General features: G+C 33.4%; 22 protein-coding genes. 11 read left to right on the top strand and 11 right to left on the bottom strand.

Annotation, left to right across the window (positions count from 1 at the left end; all coding sequences use genetic code 11):
* The first annotated feature begins 295 nt into the window (after nt 1–295).
* A complete protein-coding gene (locus VKJ25_RS19195; protein ID WP_324238245.1) occupies nt 296–1,378 on the top strand; it encodes an ATP-dependent 6-phosphofructokinase in 1,083 nt (360 codons plus the stop codon).
* A gap of 36 nt (nt 1,379–1,414) precedes the next feature.
* Here VKJ25_RS19195 and VKJ25_RS19200 read toward each other — a convergent pair whose 3' ends face one another.
* A complete protein-coding gene (locus VKJ25_RS19200) occupies nt 1,415–1,744 on the bottom strand; it encodes a hypothetical protein (RefSeq protein ID WP_324238246.1) in 330 nt (109 codons plus the stop codon).
* Nucleotides 1,745–1,778: 34 nt separating this feature from the next.
* On the opposite strand from VKJ25_RS19200, the gene VKJ25_RS19205 reads away from it, so the two are divergent.
* Together VKJ25_RS19205 and VKJ25_RS19210 are read left to right on the top strand one after the other, a co-directional pair.
* Complete coding sequence (locus VKJ25_RS19205; RefSeq protein ID WP_324238247.1) at nt 1,779–1,910, top strand: hypothetical protein; 132 nt, start codon at nt 1,779–1,781, stop codon at nt 1,908–1,910.
* 37 nt (nt 1,911–1,947) lie between these two features.
* Nucleotides 1,948–2,262 (top strand): hypothetical protein, encoded by a 315-nt coding sequence (locus VKJ25_RS19210; RefSeq protein ID WP_324238248.1) that lies wholly within the window; start codon nt 1,948–1,950, stop codon nt 2,260–2,262.
* 379 nt (nt 2,263–2,641) lie between these two features.
* Here the strand turns inward: VKJ25_RS19210 and VKJ25_RS19215 are convergent, their stop codons facing one another.
* The 3 genes from VKJ25_RS19215 to pedR all read right to left on the bottom strand — a co-directional run bounded on the left by VKJ25_RS19215 (nt 2,642) and on the right by pedR (nt 4,717).
* Nucleotides 2,642–3,409 (bottom strand): cobalt-precorrin-6A reductase, encoded by a 768-nt coding sequence (locus VKJ25_RS19215; RefSeq protein ID WP_324238249.1) that lies wholly within the window; start codon nt 3,407–3,409, stop codon nt 2,642–2,644.
* Between the two features lie 702 nt (nt 3,410–4,111).
* Nucleotides 4,112–4,396 carry a hypothetical protein gene (locus VKJ25_RS19220; RefSeq protein WP_324238250.1) on the bottom strand — a complete coding sequence of 95 codons (285 nt, stop codon included), beginning with the start codon at nt 4,394–4,396 and terminating at the stop codon, nt 4,112–4,114.
* A gap of 66 nt (nt 4,397–4,462) precedes the next feature.
* On the bottom strand, nt 4,463–4,717 hold the full coding sequence (pedR, locus tag VKJ25_RS19225; RefSeq protein WP_324238251.1) for a photosynthetic electron transport-dependent transcriptional regulator PedR: 255 nt from the start codon (nt 4,715–4,717) through the stop codon (nt 4,463–4,465).
* Nucleotides 4,718–4,954: 237 nt separating this feature from the next.
* On the opposite strand from pedR, the gene VKJ25_RS19230 reads away from it, so the two are divergent.
* The 3 genes from VKJ25_RS19230 (at nt 4,955) to VKJ25_RS19240 (ending at nt 7,933) form a co-directional block, all read left to right on the top strand.
* Entirely contained in the window at nt 4,955–5,944 is a 990-nt protein-coding gene (locus VKJ25_RS19230) for a carbohydrate kinase family protein (protein WP_324238252.1), read from the top strand.
* 713 nt (nt 5,945–6,657) lie between these two features.
* A complete protein-coding gene (locus VKJ25_RS19235) occupies nt 6,658–7,182 on the top strand; it encodes a hypothetical protein (protein ID WP_324238253.1) in 525 nt (174 codons plus the stop codon).
* A gap of 157 nt (nt 7,183–7,339) precedes the next feature.
* Entirely contained in the window at nt 7,340–7,933 is a 594-nt protein-coding gene (locus VKJ25_RS19240) for a hypothetical protein (RefSeq protein ID WP_324238254.1), read from the top strand.
* Nucleotides 7,934–8,357: 424 nt separating this feature from the next.
* Here VKJ25_RS19240 and VKJ25_RS19245 read toward each other — a convergent pair whose 3' ends face one another.
* On the bottom strand, nt 8,358–8,852 hold the full coding sequence (locus VKJ25_RS19245; RefSeq protein ID WP_324238255.1) for a gluconokinase: 495 nt from the start codon (nt 8,850–8,852) through the stop codon (nt 8,358–8,360).
* 427 nt (nt 8,853–9,279) lie between these two features.
* On the opposite strand from VKJ25_RS19245, the gene VKJ25_RS19250 reads away from it, so the two are divergent.
* The gene (locus VKJ25_RS19250; protein ID WP_324238256.1) at nt 9,280–9,753 is read left to right on the top strand and encodes a CYTH domain-containing protein; all 474 of its coding nucleotides are present in this window, start codon (nt 9,280–9,282) and stop codon (nt 9,751–9,753) included.
* Between the two features lie 220 nt (nt 9,754–9,973).
* On the opposite strand, the gene VKJ25_RS19255 is transcribed toward VKJ25_RS19250, so the two are convergent.
* The 3 genes from VKJ25_RS19255 to VKJ25_RS19265 form a co-directional block, all read right to left on the bottom strand.
* Nucleotides 9,974–10,120: a hypothetical protein gene (locus tag VKJ25_RS19255; protein ID WP_324238257.1), complete on the bottom strand. Its 147-nt coding sequence runs from the start codon at nt 10,118–10,120 to the stop codon at nt 9,974–9,976.
* 727 nt (nt 10,121–10,847) lie between these two features.
* Entirely contained in the window at nt 10,848–10,997 is a 150-nt protein-coding gene (locus VKJ25_RS19260) for a hypothetical protein (protein ID WP_324238258.1), read from the bottom strand.
* 487 nt (nt 10,998–11,484) lie between these two features.
* Entirely contained in the window at nt 11,485–12,804 is a 1,320-nt protein-coding gene (locus VKJ25_RS19265; protein WP_324238259.1) for a 3-isopropylmalate dehydratase large subunit, read from the bottom strand.
* A gap of 496 nt (nt 12,805–13,300) precedes the next feature.
* On the opposite strand from VKJ25_RS19265, the gene VKJ25_RS19270 reads away from it, so the two are divergent.
* Both VKJ25_RS19270 and VKJ25_RS19275 read left to right on the top strand, forming a co-directional pair.
* Nucleotides 13,301–13,744, top strand: a complete 444-nt coding sequence (locus VKJ25_RS19270; RefSeq protein WP_324238260.1) for a T3SS (YopN, CesT) and YbjN peptide-binding chaperone 1 — start codon at nt 13,301–13,303, stop codon at nt 13,742–13,744.
* A 219-nt stretch (nt 13,745–13,963) separates the two neighbouring features.
* Nucleotides 13,964–14,374, top strand: coding sequence for a nuclease A inhibitor family protein (locus tag VKJ25_RS19275; RefSeq protein WP_324238261.1), 411 nt, complete (start codon nt 13,964–13,966; stop codon nt 14,372–14,374).
* Nucleotides 14,375–14,831: 457 nt separating this feature from the next.
* Here VKJ25_RS19275 and VKJ25_RS19280 read toward each other — a convergent pair whose 3' ends face one another.
* Nucleotides 14,832–15,641, bottom strand: coding sequence for a DNA/RNA non-specific endonuclease (locus tag VKJ25_RS19280; protein WP_324238262.1), 810 nt, complete (start codon nt 15,639–15,641; stop codon nt 14,832–14,834).
* 503 nt (nt 15,642–16,144) lie between these two features.
* On the opposite strand from VKJ25_RS19280, the gene VKJ25_RS19285 reads away from it, so the two are divergent.
* Nucleotides 16,145–16,357: a hypothetical protein gene (locus tag VKJ25_RS19285; RefSeq protein WP_324238263.1), complete on the top strand. Its 213-nt coding sequence runs from the start codon at nt 16,145–16,147 to the stop codon at nt 16,355–16,357.
* A 692-nt stretch (nt 16,358–17,049) separates the two neighbouring features.
* Here the strand turns inward: VKJ25_RS19285 and sfsA are convergent.
* Nucleotides 17,050–17,784: a DNA/RNA nuclease SfsA gene (sfsA, locus tag VKJ25_RS19290; RefSeq protein ID WP_324238264.1), complete on the bottom strand. Its 735-nt coding sequence runs from the start codon at nt 17,782–17,784 to the stop codon at nt 17,050–17,052.
* Nucleotides 17,785–18,123: 339 nt separating this feature from the next.
* A complete protein-coding gene (locus VKJ25_RS19295; RefSeq protein ID WP_324238265.1) occupies nt 18,124–18,960 on the bottom strand; it encodes an LPS biosynthesis glycosyltransferase in 837 nt (278 codons plus the stop codon).
* A 291-nt stretch (nt 18,961–19,251) separates the two neighbouring features.
* Here VKJ25_RS19295 and murJ point away from each other — a divergent pair.
* The coding region (gene murJ / locus VKJ25_RS19300; RefSeq protein WP_324238266.1) for a murein biosynthesis integral membrane protein MurJ at nt 19,252–20,812 on the top strand (1,561 nt) is incomplete at its 3' end.

Consider the following 20,812-nt stretch of genomic DNA (forward strand, 5'->3'; position numbering starts at 1 on the left):
TACAGTTTTTTCTGACAAATAATTTCTTATGGCTATGTATATTTTTAGTATTGTATTCAGGGCAACTTCATAGAGGAATCCTATTACTTATGGTTCTGCGTATATAATTAAATATGAATACTTAATAAATTTCTTTAGATTAATTTAATACTAAATTAGGAATTAGTATGTATAGTTAATTAATGTAAAAAATTTGATAAATACTGACAATTTATTGGTAGGATTTTACCCGGAGTTTCTAATTTAAAGTAGGAACTATCAAAAGAAAATTTATATTATGATAAAATCATAATTTATGGTAGAACATAAACGTGTTGGTATCTTGACCAGTGGAGGAGATTGTGCAGGTTTAAACCCTGCAATTCGCGCTGTAGTCTATCATGCAATAGGAACTTACGGTTGGGAAGTTGTCGGAATTCGTCAAGCTACTCAAGGATTGATGGAGCGTCCACCAAAAACACTTAAACTAGAGATCGAAGGAATAGACCCCTTACTAACTTCAGGTGGCACAATTTTAGGAACTACAAATAAAGGTAATCCTTTTGCCTTTCCCATGTCAGATGGTACTTTGCGCGATCGCTCTCAAGAAATTATTGACGGTTATCATTTACTGGGACTTGATGCTTTAATTGGTATTGGAGGGGATGGTAGTCTTGCTATCCTGCGTAAAGTTGCTCAACAAGGAAACTTGAACTTAGTAGGTATCCCCAAAACCATTGATAATGACGTTAACTGTACTGAACTATCTATTGGTTTTAATACTGCTGTCAAAATTGCCACAGAAGCATTAGACCGTTTACATTTTACTGCTGCTAGTCATAGTCGCGTGATAATTTTAGAAGTAATGGGAAGAGATGCGGGTCATATTGCTCTGAATGCTGGGATTGCTGGTGGTGCAGATGTGATTTTAATTCCGGAAATTCCTTACAAAATAGAAAATATTTGTAACTATATCCGCAAACGTCAGGATTTAGGCAAAAATTACTCCTTGATCATTGTAGCAGAGGCAGTGCGGACTGAAGCAGGGGAAGCAGTGACACAAGATGATTTATCAGGTAAATCTCGCTTTGGGGGTATTGGGTATTATCTAGCTGAGAAAATCTCTGATGGTAGTGGTGCAGAAGTTCGCGTTATAGTGTTGGGTCATATTCAAAGGGGTGGTGTTCCTTCCACCATCGATCGCTTAGTTGCTTCAGCTTTTGGAGTTGGCGCGATTGAGTTGATTGCTGAAGGAAAATATGACCAGATGGTAACTTGGCAAAATAGACAAGTTGTTAGTGTGCCGATTGAGGAGGCGATAGCTAAATATAGAGCAGTAGATCCTGATGATACTTTAGTTAAAACTGCGCGATGTATGGGTATTTGTTTGGGAGATTAATTCAAATTATATCCACTTAAACGGCGTTGCACAATGTCAAAAATTGGGAATTTTGAATTTAATTCCGTAGGGGTTTGGTCTCCAAACCCTCTTCATACCCTTCCCAAAATTAAAATTAATGTATAATCCAATCAATGTAGGGGTTTCGTCTCCAAACCCTCTTCCCATAATGTGGGGGTGTGCTCTCCAAATCTTACCCAAAATATCAAAATTAAAATAAATGTATAATCCAATCAATGTAGGGGTTTCGTCTCCAAACCCTCTTCCCATAATGTGGTGGTTGGCTCTCCAAAATATCAAAGCCATATAATAACCCAAAATTAAAATAGATGTATAATCCAATAAATGTAGGGGTTTTGGAGACAAAACCCTCTTCATACCCTTCCCAAAATTAAAATAAATGTATAATCAAATCAATGTAGGGGTTTGGAGACAAAACCCCTACGATCAAATGCTACAACCTATTTGGGTTTGGAGACAAAACCCCTACCATAATAGATTCGGTTTGGAGACAAAACCACTACCACAATAGATTCGGTTTGGAGACAAAACCACTACGATCAAAAGAAATGACCTCCAAAAATTATAATCCAGAAATCCATCATCGTCGTTCTATTCGTCTGAAATATTACGATTATAATCAAGCAGGAGCATACTTTGTTACTATTTGCGTGCAGGATAAAAAATGTTTGTTAGGTAAAATCAAGGAAGGTTTAAATCAGATTAACCAGTATGGAAAAATTGTTGAGGAAATTGGGAATTATTTACCAATAAATTTTTCTAGAATAGAAATTGATGGAGCTGTTATCATGCCAAATCATTTTCATGGAATTATTGTTATTAATGAATATCAAAAATTTGGAGAAAGTTTCAAAGGATCTTGAGAAAAAGATTTCGAGAGACCGGGGAAATTTTATGATCAAAAGACTTTTTTAGGTTCGGTTATTGCTTATTTTAAGTATGAGACTACTAAGTTAATTAACTTACAAAGAAATTCTCCAGGGGTTAAGTTTTGGCAACGTAATTATTATGAGCGTATTGTTAGGAATGAGGATTCTTTGAATATTTTGCGTAATTATATTGTTGAAAATCCTCTGCGATGGGAAATGGATGTATTACATCCCGATAATTTGACGGGGGTTGGGTAGGAGGGTTTGGAGACCAAACTCCTTCGACTACTCCCAAGAAAGCGATCACATTAGTTATTTAATAGCTGATCTCTGGGTAGGGACGTTGCATACAACATCCCTACAAGATTATAATTTAAGAATTAATCATTAGCTTGATCATTTTTTTTATCCAAGCAACTGCACTCTCCACATCACTTACTTGTTCTCCTTCAGGAAGAGGTGGACGTTGAATCATCACCACTGGCATACCTAACTCCCGTGCAGCAACAATCTTAGCATAGGTAGCATCACCACCACTATTTTTACTCACGATCGCCTCAATCTCATACTTTTGCAAAAGCGATCGCTCTTCCTCAAAATAAAAAGGTCCGCGTTCAGTCAAGATTTTTCCCGGAGGTACTAAACTATCTGGTGGAAATAAATCGATGATTCGGATTAAAAACCAGAGATGTTTGAGATGAGCATAACTTGCTAACTCTTGGCGACCAATACTCAAAAATATTCGTGAACCTAAATTTGCCAAAACTTTAACCGCAACTTCATTATTTTCTGCTTCTATCCAGCGATCGCCCTCAACTTTTTTCCAAGGAGGACGAACTAACATTAAACGAGGGATCTTTAGTTCTGAAGAAGCGATCGCTGCATTCCCAGAAATTTGACTTGCAAAAGGATGAGTTGCATCAATTAACAAATCTATTTCCTGTTCTCGTAGATAATTTATCAATCCAGACACACCACCAAAACCGCCAATGCGTCTAGGAGTAGATCCGATTGCAGGTTGCCGAGTCCGACCTGCAAGAGAATTTATTATCTCTAATTCTGGTATAGTAGAAATTAAAGCTATTAATTTTGAGCTATGCCCAGTACCACCAAGAACCAACACTCGTTTGTCTCTTGCCATAGTTACGGAATAATGAATAATTAATAACTTAATACAGGACTTACGCACGCGCAACGTATTTCTGTCATGGCGGGACTCCCAGCGCCAACAAAACGCAAGCGACAGCGTTTCGCTCCGGGACATGAATGCGGAGTATTCCGGACCGAAAGCAATCTCAAATGACCCAAACTCGTTCCGGATGCGTAAGTCCTGTAATTATTATAGGACTTACGCATGAACGCTATTATTAGGGTGCGTTACACTGACGTTAACGCACCGATCACTATATATAGTCCCTTTGCGTAAGTCCTAAATTAATAATTAGTAATTAATAATTAAATAATTCAAGTTTAAAGCCTCCTCTTTCAAGGGGAAAGAAATTTATTTTTTTCCTTTTAGTCAATGGTCTTCCTTTTAGGGAAAGGTTATTGAAATTTATACAATATAATTTTGCATAAACACTTATACTGGAGAAACTTTAAACTTTTGGGGATTAATTAGGACTTGGTGATTAAATATAAAAGTATTCATATTTTGGAGCTGCTCAGTTTTTGAATCTGAGCATTTTAGGCTAACTACAAGAGAAAAATTAAGGAAGTAGTTGCCAAAATACTTCCTCTGTAATTCCCCTAAATCCTAAATCTGTAGGGACATTACACGCAACGTCCCTACTCTCTACCTTAAGAAAAAGACTTTTTATAAACAAACCCTAATCATCAATTATTAATTGTTAATTATCATCCATTGACCAAATATTTCTTCATAATAAAGCAAAATTCGATCTACTTTTTGACGAATAGCATCTTCAGCATCTTCAGCATACTCTAACCATAATCCTCCTACTTGGCTTTTGTTGTAATCAAATGTCTCAGAGGAAGGAGGAGGAAATAAACCCACTTGTACTTTATCTACTTGGCGTAAATGAGCTGCTACTTCTCGATAGACTGCCAGTGGTAGTCCCTGACAGCTTAATTCAAAACGTTGTTGTTTATGTTTCCGAGTCTCCATTCTTAAATATTTACTAAAAAATAAAGGTATAAAGTCTCACAGAAATTATCAATTTTTTGTCACTCTTTAGGGTTTTACAGTACAACAATTGATATCATCTAAACATACTTTGCCCCACTGCAAACCCCATCGAACTAACTCTACTCGATTATGAGTTGAAGTTTTACCGAGAATATTACTAACATGGTTATCTACAGTTCGTTTGCTAATTTCTAGCTTCTCAGCAATTTTTTCATTGGTCAACCCGTCTGCTACTAGCTCCAGAACTTGCAACTCTCTTTCAGAAAGGGATATATGGGTTTGAGATTCACAACTATTCATAACTTTTTCCTATATGTGTATATTTGCCTAATTATCATTTTAGAGATATCTTGACCACATTAACGTTAATGACAATCTATATAAGAGGTAAAAATATAGGAAAGCGTCCAAAAAGTGGAATAAATTTCTTTTTATGATTAATATCTAAAGAAATTTTTGATTTTAGTAATCATCAAAATCTTTAATGATTTTATACTTTTGATTACCAATTTATAATTCTCAGATACTTAAACCAATATGACCCATCCCTATGCTATTTGTCTTGGTGAAATTTTATTTGATTGTCTAGCGGACCAACCTGACAAAGCTTTAAATCAAGTTGACTCTTGGGCAACCTACCCTGGTGGCGCACCTGCTAATGTTGCCTGTGGTTTAGTTAAACTGGGTACTCCTGCTGCCTTAATTAGTTCTGTGGGTAAAGATACAGAAGGTGAAAAACTGGTACAACTTTTACAGGAAATAGGGGTAGATACTTCAGGTATCCAGGGACATCCTTATGCACCAACCAGAAAGGTCTATGTCCTACGTTCTAGTAGTGGAGACCGTGAATTTGCTGGTTTTGGAGAATATCCCACCACAGAGTTTGCTGATACTCACATCAAACCTGAACTCCTGCCAGAATCTCTATTTTTGAATAGTGAATTTTTAGTCCTCGGAACTCTAGGACTGGCCTATCCCGAAACTAGACAAGCTATTTATCAAGCTCTTGATTTAGCTGACCAATATCATCTGAAGATTATGGTCGATGTTAATTGGCGTCCCTCCTTTTGGCCTAATCCTGGTGAGGCCAGAGCCTTGATACATTCTTTACTACAAAGAGTAGATTTTGTCAAGCTTTCTGAAGAAGAAGCTGAGTGGCTATTTGATTCTAGGGATCCTGGTACAATTACTTACAGATTAGATTCAGTAGAAGGTACATTAGTAACCTTAGGTAACGAAGGGTGTGCTTATTACTTGTCAGATAATGAAGGAAAAGTACCTGCTTTTTCAGTGGATGTTGTAGACACTACTGGTGCAGGAGATGGGTTTGTGACAGGTTTTATACATCAATTACGCCAATATGGTATTCGCCGTTTACAGCAACCAGGGGTAGCAAAACAAATTGTTACTTATGCTTGTGCAGTGGGGGCGTTAACTACTACTCAATCAGGAGCAATGACAGCTCAACCTACTGCTGATGAAGTAGAAGCTTTTTTAAGTAGCTATTTACATCAGTCAAATGAATAATTAATAGGGTTCTGAAAAAGTATTTTTAAGGATATAGGGAGATGGGGATATAGGGAGATGGGGAGATGGGGAGATGGGGAGATGGGGAGATGGGGAGATGGGGAGATGGGGAGATGGGGAGTAATTTTGCTGCCCAACTCTTCGCCAAAATACACTCCTTTTTAAACCAGGGCTACCCAAAAAGTAGCACTTTTACGGTTCCCGAGAAATCAGAACCTAAAAAGACATTTACCTTTTATATGTCAAATTTTTCATACTTTTTCAGCAATCCCTAAATACGCAATGTGCAACTTTCTAGTGAATGATCAGCATTTCTGAGTCTTGAGCAGAAAGTCTAGTTCCTAAAACTTCCTAAACTCATCAGTTGGAAAAAGTTGCACAGGACGTTAATAAATGATGCTTATATAAGAATTTAGTTAGGCTAAAATACTCTCTGAACTCTTTAGTTAATAAATAAGCATTCAGCTATTACCATTCAGCTAGCTTCCTGCGGAAGAACTGCGTTAACAGCTTTTTAAAGAATCAAGCAAAGACCAAGGTTACCTAACAGAAATGTTTCATTGATATTTCACTCCTTGACTACTAATTGTTTCTTCCAAGATAATGAGTTCATAAACTCATAGCTGATAGTTGACGGCTGAATGGGAGCACATTCCGCAGGAAATGCTTACATTAATAAGTGACAAAAATTAAGTTAATTGGAATTAAAAATTATGGGACTTTTTGATCAAATTATTGGTGCTATTAATAATCCTAATCAAGAAGCTAGTAGTAGTCAATTGAGCAATATTCTTGGTACTGTGGAGCAACTAAGTGGTGGTCTAGGAGGAAATACTGGCGCAACTCAAGTTGCTATGTCAATTTTAGGTGGTCAGGTACGTTCAGCTTTGCAACAAAAACGAGAAGAGTCAGGTAGTACAGGAGTTCAAGAAATTATTAATCAATTTGCAGGCACGACTCCTAACCCCCAAGCAGTTGCTGCTATATTTTCTTCTAGTCAAGTCACTAATATTGTTAAAAGTATATCTGAAAAAACAGGTTTTGATGCGTCACAAATTCAGAAATTATTACCTACTCTTATTCCAGTAATTCTCAATTTATTAAAGACTGGCAATGACACTCAAAACCCTAAGCAAGCATCTAATAATGTTTTAAATAGTTTTTTGGATGCTGATGGAGATGGAGATGTTGATATAGCTGATGCAATCAGAATGGCAGGTGGTTTTCTAGGTGGTTAAATAAAAGTCTTTAGGTAGGTGATTTTAAGTTTTATGTAGATCAAAAATCACTTATTTTACCTATGTTTACATTAAAAGATATTAGAGTTCATTGAGTCTCAAATACTCTCTGGACTTTTTGTTAAAAACTAATAAAAGTTAATTGGAATTAAAAATTATGGGACTTTTTGATGAAATGGCTGGAGCTATTCATGACCCTAACCAGGAAGGTAGTACAAATGAATTGAGTAATATACTGAGTAGCGTTAAGCAACTAAGCGATGATAGTGGATTAGACCTTAGTAAAACTGAAGTTGCTATGTCAGTTGTAGGGGGTCATTTGCGTTCAGCTTTACAAAAAAAACAGCTAGAAAATGGCACAGATTCCGTTGTAGGAGTTGTCAATCAATTTGCAGGTACAGTTTCTGATTCTAAAGCTGTAGAATCACTATTTTCTCACGCTCAAATAACTGATATTGCTCAAAAGATTTCTGAAAAAACAGGTCTTAATACTTCACAATCTGAAAGTTTATTACCTACTTTAGTACCAGTTATTCTCAAAGTATTAAAAACTGGTGCTGGTACTCAAAATAATAACCAAATAAGTAATCGTTTATTAACTATCTTTTTAGATGTTGATGGAGATGGAGATGTTGATTTTGTAGATATGATAAAAATCTCCAAAAATGATATAAAAAACCCTTTCAAAAAATGGCTGTTTAATATTGGGAGAAAGCTAATGCCGATAATAAGTCGTTTTTCTGGTCGTTAAAGAAAAGTTGTAAGCATTCAGCTATTTGCCTCAGCTATCAGCAATAAAAAACTCGGTTTGAAGGAGGATATTTAAACGAATATAGAAAGTGAAAACGGAATTTTTTAGTCAGAAAAATTTCTGATTTATCGGGAACCGTATCATAAATCTTTTTTCTCAAAATAAAATCAATAGCTGAGTGCTGAATGTTTACGATAAAGTTTTTAGGTGTTACTACAGATTTCAGGCAAATGACTTACAGGGTAATGGTGAAAATTGTAGTGGGGAAATCTTGCCGACGATAGATGTACGTCACGGGCAAGGGAAAGGGCTATATATATAGCAATCCTAAATTAGTTGTGACTGTTTTTATAATAGTTAATCTCGGCTAAAAATTTTGAAAATTATAACTCTTGATTCCTAAATATAGCTAAAATATTACAACTTAAATAGGATTGTTATATAAATTTTTCCTAATAGAATAGACAATCTCTTCTGGAGATTTTTCAGCATCTATTATTATTGCTTGTTTTGGTTCTTCCAGAATATCAAATTGACTCTGAAGCATCTCAAATTTCATAAAGTGATTTTTTCTTTCTTGGAGTCGTTGAGCACATAAATTAAAAGAACCTTTTAAATATACTATTTTAACATTTTTTGTATTGGTTAAAAGGTAATGACGATAAGTTTGTTTAAGAGCGGAACAAGCTAATACAACATTTTTATTATTTTCTAACCATTCATCAATTGCATTTCGCATTTTTTCTAACCAAGGAATTCGATCAATATCATTTAAAGGAATTTGATTACTCATTTTTTCGATATTAGTTTCGGGATGAAAAGAGTCTCCATCAAAAAAATCCCAATCTAAAGATTTTGCTAGTAATTTTCCTACAGTAGATTTACCAGCACCAGAAACTCCCATTATAATTATAATCATTAAGAAAATAGGGAACACTTAACAGGGAAAAGGGAACAGGAAATGGGCAATAGTAAAAAAAATAAAACACAAGCATTTAGTCTTCAGCTAGCCTCTTTTTCTTTCCTATGGAATACTTTGCAAACAGAGGAATTTCGCTGATGGCTAATACCTGAAGACTGATGATGAAATAGTATTAATATAGTAGGAAATACCAAGGATATAGTATACTAAATGAAGCGCTTTTTTGACTTTTTTAAAAAACCTGAATATAGATTTACATTTTAAGATAAAAACGCTATTTTAAATTAAATGTGTAATAGTTCAGCCGTCAGTTATTGAGCTAGAATTAAATCTTACTATAGAAGCCTAGTTTTATTACCAATAGTTGATAGCTGGTAGCTGAATGCTTTTAAATATTAATTCTCAAAATTTATAAAGTATTAAAATGGCAATTGAAATAGAACGCAAATTTTTAGTTAAAGGCAATGGATGGCGAAATCAAGCTGTTGGACAAGTTTATCGTCAAGGTTATATGTCTACAAAAGATGGTATAACATTAAGGGCAAGAGTAGCAGGAAGTAAAGGATATTTAACTATTAAGGGACCTAGTGTTGGTAATTCTAGAGCAGAATATGAGTATGAAATTCCCCTTGCAGATGCTGAAGAAATGTTAAATACTTTATGTGGTTCTCGTTTAATTGAAAAGATTAGATATAGAATTTATCATGGTGAATTTCTCTGGGAAGTTGATGAATTTGCTGGAGATAATCTAGGTTTAATTATGGCTGAAGTTGAACTAAGTTACGAAAATCAAACAGTTGAATTACCTGAATGGATAGGAGAAGAAGTTTCTCAAGATAAGAGATATACTAATTCTAATTTATCGAAAAATCCCTGGAAAAATTGGTCTTCAATTTAGGATAAAATAATAGAAAGAAGCTATTAACTAATAAGGTAATTTTTTTAGTGTTGACTGTGCTATTTTTAGCGATCGCTCTAGTATCTATCTAAAATTAATTTTGAAGGAAATTCCAACGTTTTAGTTTTGATATTTGAGAAGAATTACTTGCTAGGGATTTTTTAGTAAATACTATTAATTCCTCTGAAATTTATCATAAAAGTAGTCATTTATTAGTTATTTATACAGAAAAAGCATAACCAATTCCAACATTGGCAGACCTTTTAAGCTCATAAGTCATTATTAACATTTGATTTTTACTTTCTATAAAACCTTCAGCAGGGTCAAAATTATCTAAAAATATTCTGGCTTTACTATTAGACAACATTTCAATATTCTGCTTTAGAATAGAGCGAAAATATTAAAACTATTTGAGTTAAACCAGTTGCTTTTCTAGTAAAAATAACAATAATATCATGTCCGGATAATTAGTGATAAAAAAAACTTTCTCCTGGGAGGGTTAGGGATGGGTTTACTACCCTGATTATTTATAACTATTCAACCGGAAATAATATAACTTTTCCTGTCTTTGGCTCGATTAATAGACCTCCTGAATTACTATAGTTTACACTTGCATCAACTTGAATAACATCCATATTTTTCTCTTTATAAAAAGACGATATTATTTGAGAATTACAGACACAGACAAGGTTAAGATGTTAAAGTGGATATCCAATAAAAAATATATCACCCCCTATTCGCTTTTCTAAATATGAATAATTAGATGGCTCAAAGTTTTCAATAATGGATAATTGATAATTACCTCTCCCTAAAAGGAAGAGGATTGAATAAAAGGAAAAAATTTATTTTTTTTCCTTGAAAGAGGAGGCTTCAAGGTGCGAATTATTTAATTATTTAATTATTTAATTATTAATTATTCGGTAAAGTTTTTGTGCAGATAATTGTGGTATCTCTAGCACTATATAATCAAAACTTTTTTCGTCAGAAGCTGTTTTTGTTCTTTTTAAAAAATCATCATTATTAATGGAGATAGCACTAGCACTAAATGTACCAGGAAAACTATTATCTATTGTTCTAATAATAACTGATGAATTTCAGGGAGGAGAATAAGCAACATGATAATTTGTAACTAATAATCCTGCAACCATAAATCCAGTTTCTGAAGAGACTCTCTCTCCATTAACTGTATTAATAATGTGAACAAAACCTGATTTTACTTCTTCTAAAATATATACCACAGACATAATTAACCTTACCTTAATGAATCAAAAATTAACTAGAAGTATTGTCTATCATAAAAAATTTTCATCAATAATCATATAGAATAATTAGGGGTTACTGATTAAATATAAAAGTCTTTATATACTAATACTTATAGCATTTTTTTTAATACCGATTTCTCGGAAACCGTAAAAGTGCAACTTTTACAAATATAACTACCAAAAAATTAGGATTTTAGGGATATCATAGGGTAGAAAAATCAAGGAACAATTATTCTTCCTGTTATCTCTTTCTTCCTAAACTTCCGACCTTTCCCACACTCTGCTTTTTTCAGCAAACCCTAATTAGGAGTCAGAATTAATAAAGGCTGTATCTACTGAATTTTCCACTAATCAAATATCATTAAACATAAGATTTAGTAGAAATTTTCAAGCAATTTATTCAACTTCATCCTACAGATAAAGTTTAATTCTGACTCCTAAATTTTTTCTTGATCAACTGCGAGTAAAACTACATAAATTCTCGTGGATCAGTCACATATCCAGTCAGTGCTGAAGCTGCTGCTGTATAGGGAGAAGCTAAATAAACTTCTGCTTGTTTATTCCCCATTCGACCAGGAAAATTACGGTTAGTTGTAGACACACAAACTTCTGGTTCATTTAATCGCCCAAATGTATCTTTTGGTCCCCCTAAACAAGCAGCACAAGATGGGGCAGCAGGTTCAATACAACCAGCATCTAAAAATATTTCTGAGAGAGTTTTGCCATCATATTTGACAGTAAATAAATCCTCATAAACTTTCTGAGTTGCTGGTACTAAATAGGTAGGAACTTTAACTTGATGACCTTTAATAAGGTGAGCTGCATGAAGAAAATCAGAAGTTTTTCCACCTGTACAAGAACCTATATAAACTCGGTCAATTTTAACATCTTGACAGTTACGAGCGAGTTCTTTATTATCTGGAGAATGAGGTTTAGCTACCACAGGTTCTAATGTTGTCACATCGTAAGAATGACTACTATAAAAAATAGCATTTTCATCAGTATAAAAAGACTCAAATGATTTATCGGTTCGACCCCGCAAATATTCATAAGTAGTCTCATCGGGAGCAATAACTCCATTTTTACCCCCCGCTTCAATAACCATATTGCAGAGAGTCATCCTTTCTTCCATTGTCATTCGTCCGACAGTTTCGCCAGCAAATTCCATTGTTCTATAGGTAGCACCTGATACAGAAATATCTCCAATAATCTGTAATATTAAATCTTTTGCCAATAAATAATTTGGCATTTCCCCATTTAAGACAAACCGCATAGTTGCTGGTACTTTAACCAATAATTTGCCTGTGCCAAAAATAAAGGCAGCATCAGTATTACCGATACCTGTGGCAAATTGTCCAAAAGCTCCAGCATTACAAGTGTGGGAATCCGTACCAAAAAGGACTTCTCCTGGACGAGTATGACCTTCTTGAGCGAGAGCAACGTGGCAAACTCCCTTGTAGTCTGGATTTGCTTTAAAATCTGAGCGGTCGGTAATATCGTAGAAGTATTTAATATTTTGTTCTTGAGCAAAATCTCGCAAAATATCCACGTTGCGGTTAGCTCGTCGGTCAGCAGTGAAGATATAGTGGTCTGGGATAAGGACGATTTTTTCTTTGTCCCAAACTTGAGCATCTTGGCCAAATTCTCGTTTGAAGATGCCGATTGTTCCTGGACCACAAACATCGTGGGTCATTAAGACATCAACATCGATCCAAATATTTTCCCCTGGGGTAACAGTAGGTTTTCCAGATGCTTTGGCCAGGATTTTTTCAACCATGGTCATTGCCATAAGCGATCGCTCCTATGCGTGATAATTTGATAGGTTATGGATGTATTTTAGACAACTTATAGTCAAAGGAAGAAAAAATCAGGAAAAAGTTAAGTATTAATATTGTTTTATTTTGGCAGTTTTGAAAGCTTAGTTTGATAACTAAGAACTGATAACTGAAATGGCGATCGCTTATTCATAAAAAAAATATTAACAAGTAGTTATAGCAATCTTAAATAATTTGTGAAATAAAACTGTAGGGGTTTGGTCTCCCAACCCTAGTCAAAATGGGATTGGGAAACTAAAGCCCTATTATCAAATATCAAAATAAAATCTATTTAAGAATATTAGATAACTAAATGGGGTTGGGAAAATAAACCCCTACTATAAAATGTCACAATAAAATCTATTTAAGAATATTAGAGAACAACTAATATGATGATTTTCAAACAATATTAGGATTCAATTCTAAATTCTTAATTCTTAAATTCTAAATTATTACATTAGGAATATAAATATGGAATTTGAAACATTAGCTCAAGCAGAATGTTATCAAAAAATTGATGGTTGGATGGCAGAATTATTTAGTGATTATCCTTGGGAAAAACTTGATGAACCAGGGTTTAGTATATTTTTAGGTTCTGCTTGGGTAGAAGTAAGAATTTATCCTTGGGGTGAGGATAGTATTATTAATACTTGTTCTACTGTAGTTATTGGAGCTGAATTAAAGTCTGATTTACTGGAATTTTTATTACGAGAAAATAGTAATATGCAGTTTGGTGCTTTCTCTTTAGATACTGATGGAAATATCTTATTTCAACACAGTATAATTGGTTCTACTTGTGACCCAAATGAGTTGGAAGAATCTGCTTTAGCAGTTTTGGAAGTTGCTGATGATTATGACGATAAAACTGTTGAACGTTGGGGCGGTAAACGTGGGTTAGATATTCCACCTCAATAATGAAAGAAGAAGCAAGAAGGAAGAGAGAAGTTTAGGAAATCTCTATAAATTATTTCTTAATTTTAACCCTCCGACTTTAGTCGGAGGTTAACTGATAACTCAAATGACTTCTGACCTCCTACTCTCTACTCCCCAAAATTTGTGATATATGCAAAATGAATATTGTTTGCTTACAAGTGATAATTGATAACTGATAATTGATAACTGATAACTGAAAAGATGACTCCAGCTAATTTAGAAATTTTTAAAAGATTAGATAAAGCAACAAAAGGTTTAGAATGGATGAGTGAATCTGACTATCCCTTTGAAGCTTTTATTTGGGAATTTGGTGAAAAGATTTTACTGGATAATGAAGCAGTCTTGAAAATTACTAAACATCCTTTAGATACTCCAATTAAGGTTATAGAATTTGAGAGATTTTTTCAAGGAGTAATTACTTATGAAAATTGGGATGATGCAGAAGATATTGATATAGTCAAAAGATATCAAGAACTTGTCAGGATAATGAAAGAATATTTAAGTAATTTGAAAGTTTATAAAGTAGGTGAAATTGAAATTCATGTTTATATAGTTGGTAAGACTAATACAGGAGATTATGCGGGTTTAGCTACAATTTCTATTGAGACCTAAAATAATGGATAATTAAGAATGGATAATTGATAATAAAAACTATCTTTAATTAGGGCTTGTTGATTAAATATAATAACTTTTACCAATAAAGATTTTACCCTGTTTAGGTTCTGATTTCTTGGAAACCGTAAAAGTGCAACTTTTTAGATAGATATGATTTAAAAAGTTAGCATATTGGGTAATACTTTGGTCAAAAAATTACTCCCCATCTCCTTAAAAATACTTTTTCAGTAAATCCTAATTAGGGCTTCCTGAAAAAGTTTCTTGCTGAAGGTAGGCAATGGTTGTAGGTGTTAATTTTTCTACATTATTTCTCCTAGTTTGATGAGGAAAAATCTAGATTTTTAAAGATTAGTCTAGTAATTTTTTGGCACTTTTTGTTACCAGAAAAAGCGTTAAACTTTTATATGTCAAAGCTTTGATATTTAATCAGCAAACCCTAATTATCCATTATTAATTATCCATTATCAACTTTACTTTCAATCACATCTTGAATTTCTTTAGGAACATTTGAAAGAAAATCATAACCAGTAGCAGACTCAATTTTATCCACAGAAACTCGGTAAGCTTTCCAGTCACTTCTAATCCGATTCGAATTAGGCATATCCACAGCAATAACCCTAGTATTTTTATTAACTCCTCTCACACCAGCACCAGGTTTTAAAACAACAATAATTTTCCAGGTTCGACTAGGAATCATCACCTTACCATCAGCAATATTTCCTTTTTTTCTATATCCTCCAGCAATAATATAAAGTTCATTTCCTTCTTCTACAAGTTGGCGAGAATATTGTTCTAACCCTCGCCAAGTTTCCCGATTATTATCTGGAGCTTGAGGAATTATATTTGTCATTAAAAATGTAGCTGAATTATCAGTTTCATTAGCTGTTCTATCTCCTGAAGGAATTAAATGTCCTCGGTCATAACCACTATTTCTATAATCATTTGCTTTGACATGATACCACTCTTCAGGTAAACTATCATCTGGGCAAAAATTATCTTGTCTTTCTACATTCCCTAACCAAGATTTATTAAGTTGCCAACTTACCCAATTTGGTGTTCCTTGCTTTCGGTTATATGACAAAACATATTGCGGTTTTTCCATTAAAAAATTATCGGAATTTTCGACATTAATTGTGGCATTACTTGGATTTCCTAAAGTGAGATGAACTTTAGCAGATGGTTTGATAATTAGAGAACATCCACTGGCAAGTATCAGTAAAATTATTGTGACTAAAGTAGTAAATTTTTTTAGTAAAATTAACATTGGTTTTACCTATCAATAAAAATTATTTTATTCAGAAATATAGCATATTTGGGGTAAATTAGGCATCAGTTTTAATTGTAAAATTACTGTTGTGTGCGCATCTTGCCTATGATAGATGTACTTGATAAGAATGAGAAGCGCTGTATATAAAAATTAAGGTATCAGCTTACCGTTATGTTCATTCATAGATAATCAATAATTGCCTCTGATTAAAACCGAGAAAATTAAACTTAGTAGTGAAATCTCCTAGCACTTTTTTGTCCTTAAAAAGAGAAGCTTTAAACCGAATGAATTAATATTTATTGTCCATTGATAAAGTAGCAATATAGTAATCCTAAATAGGTTGTCACCAATCAAAAACTAGAAATAAATTATGAAACTCTTACCTATTGCCTCCATATCTATTCCTGAAAAAAGGCAAGATTTTTAATACGACTAAAATAGGATTGCTATATAATTAATTTTAAGTTAAAATCTACATTGTTCAACTAAAAGCAAAAACTATGAATATAGAAAAAGCAATAATTAAGAAATACGCAGACAAACCCATGAAAGAAATTGCCGATTCTCCGGTTTGGGCAATCAAAGGAATATCTGAATCAGATGCAATTTTACTAGAAGGAGCATTTGGAGTAAAAACAGTTCGTGATTTTGCTAATCTTAAATATTTTAAGTGGGCGCAGGCAATAGTATCTTTATCAGAAGTAGAAGTTTAGAAAAAATGGTGCATCTCAATTTTAAATAAAGCCAAAAAATTATCTATTTTAGGGAATATTTAACTGGGAATAGAGAATATAAAAAAAGTAGTGGTAGTGTAAAAGTAGTGATTTTTGCTATTTCATTTCTGACATTTATAACGAATTTACTTCTAAATATTACTACATCTACAAGACTAGCAAAAAAGTATTTTTGTAAATCTTGAGATGTAGCAAAAAAAAGCTTTGAGCAAAATTAATTCCTCAAATTTTAAGTTGGAGACAAAGCAAGTATTTTATTAAGTAATTAACACAGATGGAATAACCTTTTTGAGAATTAAATTAATTAAGGCTGGCTGAATAAATATCAGAGTATTGATATATAAAGATTAAAGGTTTTTTGGGGTAAAAAAAAGTGCTAATAAATTACTAAATTAATCTTTAAAACTTCAGATTTTTCCTCATAAAACTTGAAAAAAGGAAAAAAATTAACACCTGCAACTATTGCCTATTGCCTATTGCCTATTGCCTATTGCCTATTGCCTATTGCCCATTGCCTATTGCCTATTGCCCATTGCCTATTCCCTAAATTCACCAACAGACTTTTTCAGCACACCCTAATTATATATTAGCTAGAATTGTATTAATTATTATTCTGTTTATTTCTCCCCCACTCGCCCACTCCTTACTCCTTACTCCCTACTCCTTAATTATTAATTATTAATTAATTCAGCTATACCCAAATATTGAATTTCTTGAGGAGTAACTTTAAATCTACAAGGCAAAATTTCTACCCCTTTTGTAACAGCTTCCCTCAGAAGTTTACCATAATCAGGGTCAGCAATATCCCCAGGAGCAAAAGTATCACAATCGCCACGATTTATTAAAAACAAACATACCGCTCTTTCCCCTTCTTCAACTACCTCCATTAATTCCCGTAAATGTTTTTGCCCCCTCTCAGTAACCGTATCTGGAAATAAAGCAACTCTTTGATTTGCCCAAGTAGTATTCTTAACTTCCAGGTAAATATTTTTAGCCTCACTAATTAACTTAAAATCTACCCTACTTTTCCTATTTTTTCCATAAACAACTTCTGTTTTAACTTCCTGATAATCTCCTAATTCAGGAAATAAATATTCTGCCAAAGCTAACTTAATAATTCTGTTTGGTAAAGCCGTATTAATTCCCACCCAAGTCGGTTCATTATCCATTACTTCAATTAATTCCCAAGTATAAGCTAACTTACGTTTTGGATTATTACTATGAGAAATCATCACATTACTTCCTGGAGTAGAAACCCCAGTCATCGGACCAGTATTTGGGCAGTGAGCAGTAATAATTTCTCCAGACTTTAACTCTATATCTGCCAGAAATCTTTTATAGCGTTTAATTAAAACTCCTGGTTCCAGAGTAGGATATTTATAAGAGAATTTTGGCAGATTATTCATAATTATTTGGTAAGCATTTAGCTGTCAGCTATTGCTTTTAGTTTTTGATAAAAGCTTTATTATACGGTTCCCGATCAATCAGAAATTTTATTTTCCTATGTATTAATCTATAGACTTATCTACTTTCCTTCTTCCCTCTTCCTTCTTCCTTTTTTAGGTAACAGGAAATAGGAAAAAAGTATTTTTGCAAATAAACATAAGATGCACTCTAATAAAAGTCATAAAGTATAGAGAAATTAGGAACTTTTCAGATTAGATAACTACTAAAAAAATCCTTAAATTAACTGTGTTAATCTATAGACTTAAATACTCTCATTCTAAATGAGAAATTATAAATTCTTAGATTCTCAAAGATAATTGTCGTAAAATTGCAAAGCTAATTAATCTTAAAGGAAAACTAGAACTTTTAACAACCTTTAATCGTAAATATTTGCCAATAAGTAAACGCAATATACCTTTTAATCTTGCTTGAAATCTTTCTTTAAATAATCTCCATATTTGAAATTGATCGACACCAGCATAAATTGGTAGAAAAGCTAATTTATCGTAAAGAACATCAGCTCGATGAACCTTACTTAAACCAAAACGAGAATGTTCTAAATTAGGTAAACCTCCATGTTCTCCATAATTCTTAAACGGAACAAAATTCTGGAAATTTCTCTTTCTTAAAAATTCATCAATAGTAGAATCCCACGTTGAATAATTATCACTTCCAAAATTAAGACGAACCTCATTTGCTAACTCAATTAATTCCAGAGCTGCTTCAGGTGTAATAATATAAGCTACAGCAGAAGTTGAAAAACCTTCAGCACAATTATCATTAAAAACACTATAGATTTGAGAGGCACAAGTGTAAAGCCAAGCTATACCCACATTATGATTTTTTAAATTAAATGGTAAAGGTAATAAACCAAAGTTTATAACAGGAACAAAATCAGCTTCAATAATTAAACTTGGTTTCTGTTCTTCACTTGCTTTTATCCAAGCTTTTTTATGATTGAGAAGAGTCAGATAACTAGGAGAATAACTCTTATATTCTGGCTGATGTTTTTGCCTCAAAAGTTGATAATTAAAACCCTGTTCCTGCAAAGTTTTTTCGAGAATCGTAGTATCTTCTTTATAAGCAAGAATAAACACACTAGATACACTCTCTATTAAACTACTTTTATTTGACATAATACACACCTTATTAATCTTTTTTTCTCAAAAATACTAATTAGTCAGAGAATATAACAATCTGAAAATAAATTGTGAATTGTAAATAAAAAAACTGAAACTTTCACCTGTCTCCTATTTCCTAAAAAGCCGTAATATTTTTGACACAAATAAAATCAGATATAAGATTGCTATATTATTCATTCAAAACCTGATAGTTAGATAATTACAAAAAAATTAATCTCCAGTTACCTGCCACTCAAGACCAAATCGTGATTAAACTAATTTAAGCAAAATTACTATATTGTAGCCGTGTCCAAATCAGAACCCAACAAATCTTCTCGTTCCCTAGCTGGAATAGCTGGCATTGTAGCAGTGGCCACATTAATTAGTAAAATATTTGGCCTAGTACGTCAACAGGCGATCGCTGCGGCCTTCGGAGTAGGTGCAGCAGTAGATGCTTATAATTACGCTTACGTTATTCCTGGCTTTTTATTAGTCCTATTAGGAGGAATTAACGGGCCATTTCATAGTGCTATAGTCAGTGTCTTAGCAAAACGGGATAAATCAGAAGCTGCCCCACTAATAGAAACCATTACCACATTAATAGGCGGAGCCCTCTTATTAGTCACAGTTGGCCTGATTTTTTTTGCCGATCCTTTAATTGACTTAGTAGCACCTGGTTTAAGTATAACCACGGAAGGTTTAGAAATTCGAGAAATTGCCATTCAACAATTTCAAATTATGGCTCCGATGGCTTTACTAGCAGGATTAATAGGTATTGGTTTTGGTGCCCTTAATGCTGCGGATATGTATTGGTTGCCTTCTATTAGTCCGTTATTTTCTAGTGTGGCTTTATTAGGAGGAATTTTTATTTTAGTTTTGCAATTAGGAGAAAAAATTACTGAACCAAAATATGCTATGATAGGAGGTTTAGTTTTAGCTTGGGGTACTCTGATTGGAGCTATATTACAATGGTTAATTCAAGTTCCGGCATTGTGGCGAGCAGGTTTAGGAAAATTACGTTTAAGATTTAATTTTCGCAATCCAGGAGTACGAGAAGTTACTAAGGTAATGATACCTGCAACTTTGTCTTCAGGAATGTTACATATTAATGTTTATACAGATTTATTTTTTGCTTCTTATATTCCTCAAGCTGCTGCTTCTTTAGGTTATTCTGGTTTATTAGTACAGACTCCTTTGGGAATTATTTCTAATGTTATTTTGGTTCCTTTTTTACCCATATTTTCTCGATTAGCTGCACCGGAAAATTGGCAAGATTTAAAATATAGAATTAGGCAAGCTTTGGTTTTAACGGGAATTACGATGTTGCCTTTAAGTGCAATTATGGTGACTTTAGCTTTGCCTATTGTGAGGGTGGTTTATGAACGTTTTGCTTTTGATTTATCAGCATCAAAATTTGTGGCTTCTGTATTAATGGCTTATGCAATAGGAATGTTTGTTTATTTAGGAAGGGATGTTTTGGTTAGGGTTTTTTATGCTTTGGGAGATGGAGAAACTCCTTTTAAGGTTAGTGTGTTTAATATTTTCCTAAATGCTTTGTTAGATTATGTGTTAATTAATAGTTTTGGCGCTCCTGGTTTGGTATTGGCAACTGTGGGAGTAAATTTAATTTCCATGATAATTTTTCTCTTTCTATTAAACAGAAAATTAGGGGGTTTACCTTGGGGAGAATGGTTCATTCCTTTTACTGGTTTAATAGGTGGAGGTTTGATAACTGGTTTAGTTTGTTGGAGTGTGCTTCATGGTAGTCAGTTAATATTAGGAAGTGAAGGATTTTTTGTACAGTTATTGGAACTTGGTTTGGCAAGTTTTTCCGGGTTAGTTATCTTTGGTTTGATAGCTATGAAAA

It is taken from the genome of Okeania sp. (genome assembly GCF_035285525.1).
Classification (GTDB): Bacteria; Cyanobacteriota; Cyanobacteriia; order Cyanobacteriales; family Microcoleaceae; genus Trichodesmium.